The following is a 12,944-nucleotide window of genomic DNA, read 5'->3' on the forward strand; positions in this document are numbered from 1 at the left end:
ACTCTAAACGATGAAACTGACACTAAAATCTATTTTTACCCTGCTGTTTATACTTGTTGTAATTCAATCGACAGTTGCCCAAAAAGCCACCACTTACGCCATTGTGGTTGGCATTGCTGATTACAAATACATCGGTGATTTGACATTTACTGTGCCAGATGCCAAGAAAGTGTACGCGTTTCTCAAAAGCCAGGCTGGGGGAGCGGTACCAACCAATCATATTCGTTTTTTGACCAACGAAACGGCAACCAAAGCTAATATCATGAAAGAAATGAATTATATTTTCAGCTTTGCTAGGCCGCAGGACCGCGTTATTTTTTACTTTTCTGGACATGGAGCCACGGGTTTTTTCTGTGCAAGCGACATCCGAATCAACGGGAATGAAGCCGAGAATGCCCTTTGGCACGACGAAATAAAAGATGCCTTTAAAAAATGCAGGGCCCGTACCAAACTGTGCATCGCTGATGCCTGCTACGCTGGGAGTATTAAGGGTGTAGATACCTATAAATCCGTGCGGCAAAAAGGCCTTGGATTAGAAGAGAAAAGTGCAGGTATTGCCGTAATTATGGCATCAAAATATAACCAAACATCGGGAGAAGATGCTAGACTTCAACAGGGCTTTTTTAGCTACTTTATGATTCAGGGCTTGAGTGGAAAATCAGATGTAAATCGAGATAAAATTGTTACTATCAAGGAGTTGTTCTCTTACGTTTGGAAAAATGTGAAGACATATTCAAAAGGGAGACAAGTGCCTATTATGTTTAGTAATACGTATACCATGCCTGTTGCGTATCTCAATTAGGATTGTCGAGCGGTAGCATAAGACTTACCACCGTTCCTTGAATAGACCCAGCCTGAAGGCTCAGTTGTCCCTTTAGTTCCTGAGCCCTTTTCTGCATATTTTGTAATCCGTAGTGCTCGGTGAAGTCAATGTCTTTTAATGAAAACCCAATGCCATTATCCTCTATCTTTACATACAATATTCTTCCCTTTTGATTTATTTCCACGTTGATGATAGTGGCGCATGCGTATTTTTGGATGTTTTGTACGGCTTCCTGAATAATGCGGAAGGTATTTAAGGCCTGCGCTGAAGATAGCTCGGTGGCTTCGGCTGTACAATTGAAATAGACCTTGGTGGCAGTGGTGTCCAAAAATGCTTTTTGGAGATAATGTTGTATCCTGATTTTCAGATCAACCACCCGAAGGTTTTCTTGGTGTGTTACCCAGATGGTATCTCTCAAACTCTGTACTGCTTCACGTACGTTTTGATTAATTGATTCTAGGTTGTTGGAAGACAGTTGGTTTTGTTCAGCCAGATAAAGGGCATTGTCCAATCCAGATGATACGATGGTAAGTTGAGAGCCGACATTATCGTGTAAATCGCGGCTGATTCGTTCCTTTTCTTGCCATAATTTGAGTTGGTTTTCGTAGGCAAGTCGTTTCTGCTTATCTTTTTCATCGCGGAGGGCTTTGTATCGGTAGCCCAAACCAATCATAAGGACTAAAATGTCGAAACCAAAGCATAGGTTCCTGACTTCATTACCTAAAAGCCAATGGTTAGGAAAAAAATCCAAGTTGCGCAGATAGGAGAATATCGAATAGAGGAGCATTGGGAAAATTCCCAGCAAATAAGTTTTGGCTGCTTGGGGTTCAATCTTATGCACCAAACTGAGTAGTATCAAGTAAAAACCCGTTAGCACAGGCAAAAAAAATGAAAATGTAATAAACAATAACAACGCATTAGGAATGGGCCAACTATGTCTTTCAACCAAGAAAAGTAAGTTAATAAGTATCAACAAGATGCCTTGAAGACTAAGGGCGAGGTACCAGATGTATTTGATAAATCCTGTAAGACGATAATTGGGCAAAACGTAATTTTTGATAAAAAATAACAGTGACAATTGTCCAAAAAGTAAAGGCAAGGTTTTGGCTTCTGTGCCCGTTATACCCCAAAAGCCTTGCTGGTAGTAAGTGAAAAAATACCCAGTTATCATCAGGGTAGAAAGCCCCGAAAACAAAATATAAAGTGCGTAATAAGCGTATAATCGATCTTTACTAATCGTAAGAAGTAGTACAGAAATAATAAAGTTAGTGAGGAGAAACCCCATAAAAAGTCCCATTAAACCGCTTTCGGTATTCTCTTTCTGTACAAATGTATTGCCCTCCCAAGCCTTGATTTCACCCGTTACGTGCATGTATTTCTTGTAGATTCGGACATAATAAACGAGCCTTTGGGCAGGGGGAACTATAGATTTAGCAACGAAATTACGGTGGGGATAGCTTCGGTTTTTGTATTGCGTTTTCCATCCTTCTGCTACTTTTTTTAGAATATTTCCTTGGTTATCAGCTATATAAAAGACAGTTGAGTCGAGATAAGGTTGAACAATCTCTACTATGATTTCTTTTGAAAATAGTCCTCTATTCTCTACTTCAAACCGAAGCCAATGGTTAGATGTGTCTTTTCCGAAGCTAAAAAAAGTACTTTTTAAAGGCCGAAATTGGTTGGAGTGCTGTACGTCTTTGATAGTAAGTTTACGTGAAGGCTCACGTAGGTAAGATACCCCATATTCTTTCAGTAATTGTTGTCCTAAGCTTTGAAATGGAATACTTTCAAGGACTGCAAGAAGGCAGCAAAAACAAAAAAATAAGCGTTTCATACGGAGTACGGCAGGCAAACGACGATTGTTGGATTGAATCAATCGTTGAAAGATAGGATTTTTGTTCCATAAAATCAAGATGCTTAATTAAGTCTAGCAAGTGCCAAAATTAGTTCTTCAGGATTGTATTTTGTATTTTGCTCTTCAATCCTAAATCACTATTAATGAACACTTTTTTGCGCGCTAGCTTTCTTTTGTTGATTTGTTTTTCTTGTAAAGAAGAAACGCCTGCGCCTACCAAAACCGAATTGCTTACGGGCAAGCCCTGGAAATGGGTTGGTGGAGCGGTAACGCCCGCGTTTGATGTATTCAGCAACGGTAATCTCAATAATGGAGAGTATTGGAGCCAAGCACCCAAATGTTGGCAGGACGATATTCGGGTGTTTACAACGGCGGGAAAATTCACGCATGAGGAAGGCGCTACAAAATGTAATGTAGCCGACCCCCAAATTTATGCGCAAGGAACGTGGCAATTTGACGCTTCTGAAAAAGTCGTTAAGATAAACGATAGTGCGCTGGGTGAACAAATGTGGGAAATACAGGAACTCACGGCCACCTCCCTAAAAGTAGTGGAGGTTTACCAAGAAAAAGGTAAAACCTATACGTTTAACTATTCTTTTACGCGCTAAAGAGCCACATCCTGCCATTTTCCACCCAATAATATTCGTACTTGCTCGTATCCTGCTGCTTTGGCTACCTGATAGGCCAACGGAAACGACGCCGTGATTTCTTCGGGACGGTGGCTGTCGGAATTGATGCAAATCGGGATGTTTAATTCCTTCATGCGGTTGATAATCCACGGAGAAGGATACAGTTCCAAACCACGTTTGTAGTTGCCCCGTGTATTGATTTCGGTCGTGATTCCTGCTTTGGCAATGGCCTGAAGGGTTTGTTCTACTTCAGCAACGTACCAACTTTCTGACTCATCAAACAAATGACGGGCGGCATTGTGCATTTTGATTTTATCCAAATGTCCCATCACCTGCGGCGGGTCGGTCTCGACCATTTGCCGAATAATGCCGTAGTATTTTTGAATAACTGCCTGTATATCTCCGCCGTAAACCGTGTCTAAACATTCCAGAAATTCCACCGAACTACCGTCAATTTCCCACGGCTGTCCGAATTGATTTAGCCCAACATAATGCACCGAACCGACGCAGTAATCGAGCATCGGAAAATCGCTCGGTCCCACCATTTCAGGAATAAAATCTACTTCTAAACCCACGTAAAGCTCAATTTGACCTTCGTATTTTGCTTGTAGGGCGCGGGTTTCGGCCAGGTATTCGTCTAAGCGCTCGGCCTTCATGCTCCATTGATTATCAAACGAAACGGGGCAGTGCGACGAAAAGCCAAAGGCGCGCAGCCCTTGGGCCAGCGCGCCTTGTACCTGTTGCTCTGGGGAGCCTTTACCATCGCAATAGTGGCTGTGGCTGTGGTAGTTGGTGAGCATAGTGTATTATACTTGCGGTAACGTACTGATTGCTTTTTCTAAACGACTGATTACTTCGTCTTTCCCCAAAATCTCCATGGTAAGCATCAAGTCGGGCCCGTGGCCTGCCCCCGTAACGGCGAGGCGAAGGGCCTGCATTACTTTGCCCATTTTGATGCCCACTCGCTCAGCGGCAGCGGCCCAAATGGCCTTGGCCGAATCGGCCAGAAAATCACCTTCGTAGATTTTTAAATCCTCCACATAAGCTGTGATGGCTTTGATGGCGTCGGCGTTCCATTTGCTGGCTACGATGGCTTCTTCATACTCCGTTGGTGTTTCAAAAAGAAAGGCCGTTTCGCTCAAAATCTCCTGCGGAAAAGTCACCCGCTCTTTCATCAGATGACAAACCTTTAGTAACGTATCGTGACTTACCGCAGGTGCGTTGTTATTTGCTTCTAAAATAGCCGCAAGTTCTTCGTCAGATTTTCCCTTCAAGTATTGCTGATTGAACCACTTTGCCTTCGTGATGTCAAAACGAGCCCCTGCCTTGTGGATGCGCTCCAGCGAAAAAGCTTCGATAAGTTCGTCCATTGTAAACAGTTCTTGTTCGGTGCCTGGATTCCAGCCCAAAAAAGCTAAAAAGTTGACGATGGTTTCTTGTAAATAACCATCCTCCCGAAAACCGCGTGCGATGGTCTTCGTCGCGGGGTCTTGCCACTGTAACGGGAATATCGGGAAGCCGCCCAAATCAGCATCACGCTTCGAGAGCTTGCCGTTGCCTTCTGGTTTGAGCAGCAATGGTAAGTGCGCAAATTGGGGGGCGGTCCAGCCAAAATATTGGTACATCAACACATGCAACGGCGCCGAAGGAAGCCACTCCTCACCGCGAATCACGTGCGTGATGCCCATCAAATGGTCATCGACGATGTTGGCTAAGTGATACGTGGGCATTCCGTCTGATTTGAGCAACACTTTGTCGTCGAGTGTAGAAGCGTGGACTGCTACCCATTCCCGAACGATGTCTTTGAAACGAATGTCTTGTTTTGGATCAATTTTGATGCGAACTACGTACGGGTCGCCGTTGGCGATACGTTGTTGAACTTCTTCGGCCGACAAAGTCAGCGAGTTGGTCATTTGCAAACGCGTAATGGCGTTGTACTGGGCTGCGTCGGCACCTGCTTCTTCGAGGCGCTTGCGCATGGCTTCAATTTCTTCGGCGGTGTCAAACGCGTAGTAGGCTTTGCCCGCGGCAATAAGTTGTTCGGCGTAGGTGCGATACATTTCTTTGCGTTCTGACTGGCGGTACGGTGCGTGTGGACCGCCAATCCCCTGACCTTCATCTATCTCAATACCTACCCATTTCAGCGCTTCCAAAATATAGTTTTCAGCTCCCGGTACGTAGCGATTTTGGTCGGTGTCTTCGATGCGAAGGAGCATTTTTCCGCCGTTTTTACGGGCAAATAAATAGTTATACAAAGCCGTACGAACACCGCCAATGTGAAGCGGTCCCGTAGGACTGGGAGCAAAACGAACTCTTACGGACATAGTAATCGTGATTATTTAATCGTCAGCCGCCGTCAATCCTGATTACAGGAACGGCTAACCCTAACTTTTAATTTTTTGAGCGGGCAAAGTTACCACAAAAACAAGTTCAATCGGGCAATTATGTACAACTTACTCAATAAGTTACTATTTTTAATCTCTAAACGCCAACCTTGTGTTCTGATGAAACGGGTGCTTCGGTTCTTGGTTTTGCTACTGCTCGCTGGTTCATTCCGAACCGAGTCGCCTGATTATTATGCTTTTCCATTGGAGCGTTTTGTTCAACTCCCCGAATTGAAAAGCGGGGTCGATGCATGCCATCCCAATTATGAACTGTTGGATGCGGCTATTTTTCATCTGACCAATCAAACCCGTAGCCAATTTGGCCTAAAGTTACTTCAATACGATTCAGGGCTTCATCAAACGGCGCAGGGCTACGCGACCGATATGATTCAGATGGGTTTTTATGGACACAATCACCCTTATAGCCCGTCGCTGACCACGCTGAGCCAGCGGGTGAAAGTGCATACGTGGGCTTTTCTCAAAAAAGGAGAAAATATAGGTCAATACCAGCTCGTTGACACCGCGCTCGAGTACTGTTGTCGAAAAAAACGGGACGGTCCTTTTGAGTATTTTGATTGCGAGAGCAAAACGGTTTACCATCCCTACACTTACGAGGGCTTTGCCCAGTATGCCGTGGGTGAATGGATGAAATCACCGGGCCACCGCCGAAATCTTTTAGACTCTACTTATACGCATCTGGGTGCTGCCGCCCGAATTTCCAAAGACCCTTACGGCACTTGTAGCGCACCATTTGGTCGTTTTGTGCAGAATTTTGGCGCGATTAAACCAGAAGTCGCCAAACAATAACGCAGAAAAATCGCCTTTTTTTCGGTTCTTTGTAGGCTAATAATTGCCAATAGTCATGTCATTGCTCGATACTGTTGTTCACGAATTTCGGAAAGAAGCTTTTTTGATTTCTACCCAAAAGTCAAAATTAGACCTTGACTTGATTCATGATTATCTGTCAAAGCGTTCGTATTGGGCCGAGAACATCCCACGTGGCATTGTGGAGCGATCCATTCAAAATTCGCTGAGCTTTGGCGTGTATCACCACGAAAAACAAATAGGATTTGCCCGGGTAACCACTGATTTTGCCACGTATGGCTACTTAGCAGATGTGTTTATTGTTGAAACCTACCGTGGTCAGGGGCTGTCAAAATGGTTGATGGAATGTATATTTAATCAAATTCCCGAATTGCAGGGGTTTCGTAAATGGTCATTGGCAACGGCCGACGCGCACGGCCTGTATGATCAATTTGGATTTACGACGTTGGCGCATCCCGAACGCATGATGGAAAAAGTTAACTTTAAGAAATATAGTTAAATGCTTACAAAACGTATCATACCTTGCCTTGATGTGAAAGACGGGCGAACTGTAAAAGGAGTCAATTTTGTAAATCTCCGCGATGCTGGCGATGCCGTCGAACTCGCCGCCGTATATGCTGAGCAAGGAGCTGATGAGCTTGTGTTTTTGGATATTACGGCCACCGTCGAAGGGCGCGGAACACTTTTAGAACTGGTACGTCGTGTGGCGCATACCATCAATATTCCTTTTACCGTTGGCGGGGGAATCTCTTCCAAAGTCGATGTTTCGGCGCTGCTCAACGCGGGAGCCGATAAAGTTTCTATCAATTCAGCGGCGGTCCGTAATCCCGACTTAATCAACGAGTTGGCATTGGAGTTTGGTAGTCAGTGCATCGTGGTAGCGATTGATACAAAGTCAGTTCACAGTTCACAGTTCACAGTACTTAGTGAATCCCCAACAGACTCCTTCCTCACTCCTCACTCCTCACTTCTCACTTCTAATTTTGTTCATACCCATGGCGGGCGTAAGCCGACGGAATTGCGCACGTTGGAATGGGCCAAGGAGGTAGAAGAGCGCGGAGCGGGGGAGATTTTACTGACCTCGATGGATACCGATGGTACCAAAAATGGCTTTGCGTTGGAACTAACTTCTACCATATCGCGCAACGCCAACATTCCCGTGATTGCTTCCGGTGGGGCGGGTACGATGGAGCATTTTTATGAAGTATTTACCACTGGCTACGCTGATGCGGGCTTGGCAGCGAGTATTTTTCACTTCAAGGAAATTGAGATTCCAGCGTTAAAACAGTATTTGCACGAGCGGGGGATTCCGATGCGGATGTCGCGCTAACTTTGTTTACGTTCAATAAACTCTTTTACGCTTTTTCGGTACGTATCGCTGATTGGAATCCATACTTTCCCGATTTGTATTTTTTCTTTTTCGATGGTGTCAATCGCGTCAAACGATACGAGGAAAGAATGATGCACGCGGATAAAATGATGAGGAGTAAGCTGTGCTTCCAAGGATTTCAACGTTTGCAGCGTCACCACCTTTTTTTCTTTGGTATGAATCGTGACGTAGTCTTTTAGTCCTTCGATATAAAGGATTTCGTTGAGCCGGATTTTGACCAATTTTGTGCCGTCTTTGACAAAAATGGAGGCTTGTGTTTGGTCAATGGGAGCGGCGGTTTCGAGAGCGGGCGACGGGGGCGCGGTGGAAAGCCGCTGCGTGGCTTTTTCGACAGATTTTAAAAACCGTTCCAGCGTAATGGGCTTTAATAAATAATCCAGTACATCCAGTTCGTAGCCTTCAATGGCGTACTCTGAGTAGGCCGTGGTAAGAATGACCAACGGTTTTTTGGGCAGTATTTTCAGTAGCGAAATGCCCGTGATTTCGGGCATTTGAATGTCAGAGAAAAGAATATCAACGGAGTTGTTACGCAAAAACTCCAAGGCTGTCAATGGATTGGAAAACGACTTGACCAGCTGTAAGTGACTTACTTTCAGGATGTATTGCTCCAATAAGTTTCGGGCCAGCGGCTCGTCTTCCACCACTACGCAGGTCAGGGTCATACCAAATTTAATTTAAGCCGTACTCGATATTCATCAGCATTGTCTTCGATTTCGAGTTCAAAATTATCGGGATAACTCAATTCTAAACGTCTCTTTACATTTTTTAGGCCAATTCCAGATTGTTCCTCCTGATTTACCAGACTTTGCGGTAACTTGCTGTTGGCAACCGTATAGATGCAGGCCGTTCCTTCCAATAAAATATCAGCCGTAATCCAAGCCCCTGAAAAATTGTTGCTTACACCATGTTTAAAGGCATTTTCGAGAAAACTAATAAAAATCAAAGGCACAATCAGTACACCACTGGTATTGCCAGTCACCTCAAAATTAATGGGAATAGGCTCGTTGAGGCGAAGTTTTTCGAGGCTGATGTAATTTTTCATGTACTCGATTTCCTTAATCAACGGCACTTTGGCGTGGTTGGAGTCGTAAATCATGTACCGCATCATCTGCGACAGTTTGGCAATCACTTCTGTGGTATTGGGAGAATTGGTAAAGGCCAAATAATACAGGTTATTGAGGGTATTAAATAAAAAATGCGGGTTGATTTGGGCTTTTAAGAAACGAAGTTCGGAGGTAAGTTTCTCATTTTCAATCTCTTTCTTTTTGGCTTCTAGTTCAAACCAACCTTCGGCAAATTTGAGCATTCCTACAAAAATCACGATAAAGAGCGTACTCAATACAACATTAACCGTAAATTTATCTTCGTAGAAATAGCATATTTTTTGGGTATTGCCATCAATCAAATACCGTTTTAGCAGAATAAACGCCCGTACCAACACCGCAAACGGGATAGAAAATTCTACAACATAACGCACCAAACTTTTGTGTTTGAGAAATCGGGGAAGAAAGAAAAAATAATTGAGATACACCACCAACGCCATGAAGAGTACTTCAAACGAAGTATTCTTGAACGCATCCCAAAAACTGACTTCTTGCCCTCGAATGGGAAAGCGAATCTGGTAAAAGAAAAAAGAGAAATAAACGCACCAAAAGGAAAGGTGTAAAAGTAAAATTCGGTGTCGTTTGATGAATACTTGCATGATAGCAGGCAGGCGCAAGGCGTAAAGTAAGATTCGCTAAAGCGGCTAAATTTCGGGAAAAGAAAGGTATTGTACTAATTTCTGTGATTTAGGGAGAGATTTCTGCGCTTTTTTTCGGCATTCTTGGTATTTTAGTCGACCATTCAGCTGAATGGTTCTGCTTTACCAATTGGTCGAATAATCTACCGTATGGCCGATTTGGTGGAGTCAATGGTCGAAAAGGTGCGGAGAAGTTTAAAACTTTATTTTTGATTTGTGCTCATTAAACTATTTGCTAAATCATTACAACCAAAACAACAATGAAAAAAATCACGCTAGTAGCCACGGCCCTTCTGATGTCATTCGCCACTTTTGCTCAAACATGGAAAGTTGACAAAGCGCACGCAAAAGTAGGTTTTACCGTAACCCACTTATTGATGTCGGAAGTGGATGGTAATTTCAAAGCATTTGATGCCACCATTACATCCTCAAAAGAAGATTTTTCGGATGCAGTTTTTGAAGTTTCTGCCGATATAAACAGCATTGACACCGACAGTGAGATGCGTGATAATGACCTCAAAAGTGAAAAGCATTTTGACGCGGCGAAATTTCCAAAGTTTACTTTCAAGAGTACTTCTATTTCTAAAGTAGCCGACAAAAAATACAAATTAACGGGCGACTTAACGCTTAAAGGTGTAACAAAACCGATTACGCTTGATTTAGCAGTGACTGGAATGGGCATGAATGGCCGTACAAAAAAGCCCAAAGCAGGTTTTAAAATCACGGGTATCATCAAACGTACTGATTTCGGTGTAGGTAGTATGCCCGCCGCTGTAGTAGGTGAAGATGTAGAGCTCCGCGCTGTTGGTGAGTTTGAGCAAATGTAAGTATTGCGCTCAAAAGTAAGTAATAAAAGCGTCCGACGGTTCCAAACCGTCGGACGCTTTTATTTTACGGGAGATTATATAAAATCACTGAGTAAGCCTTTGTTTTTCACCCGAATGCCTTTTTCCGTCATTTCTACCGTGCAACAATCGTGAAGCGGGTCGTGGTCAAAAAACAGAATATAATTATTGTCCAATGCTTCTTTGAGTAGCGCTTCTTTTTCCTTCATGGTTTCGAGCGGGCGCACGTCGTAGCCCATCACGTAAGGTACTGGCAAATGCGCGTGTGAAGGAATCGTATCGGCCATAAAAACCACCGTTTGGCCCTTGTAGGCTATCTTCAACATGGTCATTTTTTCGGTGTGCCCATCCACATAGAGAGGCTGCACATTTTCCCCGAAGGGGTTCTCAGTTTTATCCGAAAAATACAATTGTCCTGCTTGCTGAATAGGTAAAATATTTTCTTTAAAAAAAGTGGCTTTCTCGCGAGCATTGGGAAAATTGGCCGTTTGCCAATGCTCCGAATGCGTCCAATAATGCGCCTTCGGAAACGTCAGTTCGTAACCGCTACGGTCAGAATTCCATTTGACCCCACCGCCGCAGTGGTCAAAATGAAGGTGTGAAAAAATTACATCTGTGATTTCGTGCGCGCCAAAACCTGCTTTTTCGATGGATTTAACCAAATCTCCTTCGCCGTGGCGGTAATAGTACGACTGCCATTTGGAGTCTTGTTTATCACCCATTCCGGTATCAATGAGCATGAGTCGATTGCCGTCTTCGACGAGCAAACAGCGCATGTCCCACGAGCAAAGGTTGTTTTCGTCGGCGCTAATCATCCGATTCCAGATTGTTTTTGGAACAACACCAAACATCGCGCCTCCGTCGAGTTTGAAATGTCCGGCATCAATAACGTGTAAATTCATGATAGTGAGTGATTGCGTAATTGGCCTAAAACAACTAAATTCTATCAAAACTTGTTATATTTACTGTATAAAAATTAAAAACTGATGACCGCCGTACTTGTCAATGAGTGGATGAATGGGGGCACCGAACCCTTTACGTTGGAATTGGCCGATGAAATGGACGACAAAGCATTCTATAAATTTTGCCGCCGTAACGACCACCTTCGTTTTGAACGCAACCCCGACGGGACCATTTTAATGATGCTTAATACCGGAGGAAAAACAGGAAAAAGAAATTCGGAAATCAATTTTGAACTGGTTTTATGGAATCGTAAACACAAAAAGGGAGTCGTTTTCGACTCTTCAACTGCTTTCAAACTTCCCAATTTTGCTACCCGCTCACCAGATGCGGTGTGGATTAGTGATGAGCGTTGGAATAGCCTGAATGAGGACGAACAGGATCGCTTTCCGCCTATTGCCCCAGATTTTGTGGTGGAACTGATGTCGGCTAGTGATATCCTGAAAAAAGCCCAAGAAAAAATGCACGAATACATCGAAAACGGGGTGCAACTGGCTTGGCTTATTCAACCAAGCACTCAAACCGTGTTTATTTATAGAATAGACGGAACAATCAGTAAAGTAATTGATTTTAATAATAAACTATCGGGAGAAAACGTCTTACCCGAATTTGAGTTTTCACTAAAGCTGCTGCTTTAAGTACAGAAATTTCGTCCACTTTTATACACAAACCTGAGAGCTTGATTGATGACCCACGACGCAAAAAAAATCCTCATCGTAGAAGATGACTCCCGTATTGCCCAAAACATAAGTAAAGGACTTCGTGAAAAAGGTTTTGAAACGGAGATTGCGTATGATGGACTCATTGGTAGTAAAATCGCCACCGCCAATCATTTTGATTTGGTCATTTTAGACATCAATTTGCCGTCTATGAACGGCTACGAAGTGTGTAAACTCATTCGCCAACGTGACCCCAATGTGCCCGTTTTGATGCTCACGGCCCTTGGCGAGCCCGACGATAAAATCGAAGGATTTAACGTGGGAGCCGATGATTATATCGTCAAGCCGTTTGATTTTCGGGAGTTGTTGGCGCGCGTTAATGTATTTCTCAAACGCTCACAGTCGGACGCCGACAACACGGGCGGTAACATTTTGCGCGTGGCCGACCTTGAAATAAATACCGATACCAAAATTGTGGTTCGGGCCAATCACGCCATCGACCTCACACCCAAAGAATTGGCGCTTTTGGAGTATTTGGTGCGCAACAAAGGACGCGTTGTTTCCAAAACCGATATTGCCGAAAAAGTTTGGGACATGAATTTTGACAGCGGAACCAACGTAGTGGAAGTGTACATTAATTTTCTGCGGAAGAAAATAGACCGTGATTTTGACACGAAACTGATTCATACCAAATCAGGAATGGGGTATGTTTTAAAAGAAGATTCGTAAAAAAAGTCCTGAAAAAACAATCGGTACTCACTTTATATCGTCTTTTATGCAATCACCTGTTTTGGGGGAGTTGTTTCTCCTGCTTTACCGTTAAATTGCCGCAC

Annotated in this window: 14 protein-coding genes; 8 read left to right on the forward strand and 6 right to left on the reverse strand. The window is 43.7% G+C overall.

The genetic code is table 11. The features are described from left to right. The first annotated feature begins 10 nt into the window (after positions 1–10). A complete protein-coding gene (locus DVG78_RS03490; RefSeq protein WP_114459688.1) occupies positions 11–802 on the forward strand; it encodes a caspase family protein in 792 nt (263 codons plus the stop codon). Here the strand turns inward: DVG78_RS03490 and DVG78_RS03495 are convergent. Next, entirely contained in the window at positions 795–2,657 is a 1,863-nt protein-coding gene (locus tag DVG78_RS03495) for a sensor histidine kinase (RefSeq protein ID WP_147276977.1), read from the reverse strand. The two genes, DVG78_RS03490 and DVG78_RS03495, sit on opposite strands and share 8 nt — an antisense overlap. A 164-nt stretch (positions 2,658–2,821) precedes the next feature. Here DVG78_RS03495 and DVG78_RS03500 point away from each other — a divergent pair, with 164 nt between their 5' ends. Further along, positions 2,822–3,286 (forward strand): hypothetical protein, encoded by a 465-nt coding sequence (locus DVG78_RS03500; RefSeq protein WP_114459690.1) that lies wholly within the window; start codon positions 2,822–2,824, stop codon positions 3,284–3,286. Here the strand turns inward: DVG78_RS03500 and DVG78_RS03505 are convergent. Then, positions 3,283–4,107: a histidinol-phosphatase gene (locus tag DVG78_RS03505; RefSeq protein WP_114459691.1), complete on the reverse strand. Its 825-nt coding sequence runs from the start codon at positions 4,105–4,107 to the stop codon at positions 3,283–3,285. The genes DVG78_RS03500 and DVG78_RS03505 overlap by 4 nt on opposite strands. A gap of 6 nt (positions 4,108–4,113) precedes the next feature. Further along, entirely contained in the window at positions 4,114–5,631 is a 1,518-nt protein-coding gene (gene gltX, locus DVG78_RS03510) for a glutamate--tRNA ligase (RefSeq protein ID WP_114459692.1), read from the reverse strand. A 180-nt stretch (positions 5,632–5,811) separates the two neighbouring features. Between gltX and DVG78_RS03515 the strand changes: the two genes are divergently transcribed. From DVG78_RS03515 to hisF, 3 genes are read left to right on the forward strand one after another with little or no spacing between them, the layout of a single operon-like run. Beyond that, on the forward strand, positions 5,812–6,498 hold the full coding sequence (locus tag DVG78_RS03515; RefSeq protein WP_158549957.1) for a CAP domain-containing protein: 687 nt from the start codon (positions 5,812–5,814) through the stop codon (positions 6,496–6,498). Positions 6,499–6,553: 55 nt separating this feature from the next. After that, entirely contained in the window at positions 6,554–7,015 is a 462-nt protein-coding gene (locus DVG78_RS03520) for a GNAT family N-acetyltransferase (RefSeq protein ID WP_114459694.1), read from the forward strand. Then, positions 7,016–7,846, forward strand: coding sequence for an imidazole glycerol phosphate synthase subunit HisF (hisF, locus tag DVG78_RS03525; protein WP_114459695.1), 831 nt, complete (start codon positions 7,016–7,018; stop codon positions 7,844–7,846). On the opposite strand, the gene DVG78_RS03530 is transcribed toward hisF, so the two are convergent. Next, on the reverse strand, positions 7,843–8,568 hold the full coding sequence (locus DVG78_RS03530) for a LytR/AlgR family response regulator transcription factor (protein WP_114459696.1): 726 nt from the start codon (positions 8,566–8,568) through the stop codon (positions 7,843–7,845). The genes hisF and DVG78_RS03530 overlap by 4 nt on opposite strands. Then, entirely contained in the window at positions 8,565–9,608 is a 1,044-nt protein-coding gene (locus tag DVG78_RS03535) for a sensor histidine kinase (RefSeq protein ID WP_114459697.1), read from the reverse strand. Before DVG78_RS03535 ends, DVG78_RS03530 begins: the two co-directional genes overlap by 4 nt. A gap of 299 nt (positions 9,609–9,907) precedes the next feature. On the opposite strand from DVG78_RS03535, the gene DVG78_RS03540 reads away from it, so the two are divergent. Further along, positions 9,908–10,474 (forward strand): YceI family protein, encoded by a 567-nt coding sequence (locus tag DVG78_RS03540; RefSeq protein WP_114459698.1) that lies wholly within the window; start codon positions 9,908–9,910, stop codon positions 10,472–10,474. A gap of 74 nt (positions 10,475–10,548) precedes the next feature. Here the strand turns inward: DVG78_RS03540 and DVG78_RS03545 are convergent, their stop codons facing one another. Continuing rightward, positions 10,549–11,394 carry an MBL fold metallo-hydrolase gene (locus DVG78_RS03545; protein WP_114459699.1) on the reverse strand — a complete coding sequence of 282 codons (846 nt, stop codon included), beginning with the start codon at positions 11,392–11,394 and terminating at the stop codon, positions 10,549–10,551. Positions 11,395–11,478: 84 nt separating this feature from the next. Here DVG78_RS03545 and DVG78_RS03550 point away from each other — a divergent pair, with 84 nt between their 5' ends. Next, positions 11,479–12,090 (forward strand): Uma2 family endonuclease, encoded by a 612-nt coding sequence (locus DVG78_RS03550; protein WP_114459700.1) that lies wholly within the window; start codon positions 11,479–11,481, stop codon positions 12,088–12,090. 48 nt (positions 12,091–12,138) lie between these two features. Then, positions 12,139–12,840 carry a response regulator transcription factor gene (locus DVG78_RS03555; RefSeq protein ID WP_114459701.1) on the forward strand — a complete coding sequence of 234 codons (702 nt, stop codon included), beginning with the start codon at positions 12,139–12,141 and terminating at the stop codon, positions 12,838–12,840. Positions 12,841–12,944: the final 104 nt, after the last annotated feature.

The sequence above is a fragment of the Runella aurantiaca genome, assembly GCF_003339505.1.
In the GTDB taxonomy this organism is placed as follows: Bacteria; Bacteroidota; Bacteroidia; order Cytophagales; family Spirosomataceae; genus Runella; species Runella aurantiaca.

Excerpts from the sequence above, each read along its gene's own strand:
- DVG78_RS03490 (WP_114459688.1), top strand. The coding sequence starts at position 11 with ATGAAACTGACACTAAAATCTATTTTTACCCTGCTGTTTATACTTGTT.
- DVG78_RS03495 (WP_147276977.1), bottom strand. The coding sequence starts at position 2,657 with ATGAAACGCTTATTTTTTTGTTTTTGCTGCCTTCTTGCAGTCCTTGAA.
- DVG78_RS03500 (WP_114459690.1), top strand. The coding sequence starts at position 2,822 with ATGAACACTTTTTTGCGCGCTAGCTTTCTTTTGTTGATTTGTTTTTCT.
- DVG78_RS03505 (WP_114459691.1), bottom strand. The coding sequence starts at position 4,107 with ATGCTCACCAACTACCACAGCCACAGCCACTATTGCGATGGTAAAGGC.
- gltX (WP_114459692.1), bottom strand. The coding sequence starts at position 5,631 with ATGTCCGTAAGAGTTCGTTTTGCTCCCAGTCCTACGGGACCGCTTCAC.
- DVG78_RS03515 (WP_158549957.1), top strand. The coding sequence starts at position 5,812 with ATGAAACGGGTGCTTCGGTTCTTGGTTTTGCTACTGCTCGCTGGTTCA.
- DVG78_RS03520 (WP_114459694.1), top strand. The coding sequence starts at position 6,554 with ATGTCATTGCTCGATACTGTTGTTCACGAATTTCGGAAAGAAGCTTTT.
- hisF (WP_114459695.1), top strand. The coding sequence starts at position 7,016 with ATGCTTACAAAACGTATCATACCTTGCCTTGATGTGAAAGACGGGCGA.
- DVG78_RS03530 (WP_114459696.1), bottom strand. The coding sequence starts at position 8,568 with ATGACCCTGACCTGCGTAGTGGTGGAAGACGAGCCGCTGGCCCGAAAC.
- DVG78_RS03535 (WP_114459697.1), bottom strand. The coding sequence starts at position 9,608 with ATGCAAGTATTCATCAAACGACACCGAATTTTACTTTTACACCTTTCC.
- DVG78_RS03540 (WP_114459698.1), top strand. The coding sequence starts at position 9,908 with ATGAAAAAAATCACGCTAGTAGCCACGGCCCTTCTGATGTCATTCGCC.
- DVG78_RS03545 (WP_114459699.1), bottom strand. The coding sequence starts at position 11,394 with ATGAATTTACACGTTATTGATGCCGGACATTTCAAACTCGACGGAGGC.
- DVG78_RS03550 (WP_114459700.1), top strand. The coding sequence starts at position 11,479 with ATGACCGCCGTACTTGTCAATGAGTGGATGAATGGGGGCACCGAACCC.
- DVG78_RS03555 (WP_114459701.1), top strand. The coding sequence starts at position 12,139 with ATGACCCACGACGCAAAAAAAATCCTCATCGTAGAAGATGACTCCCGT.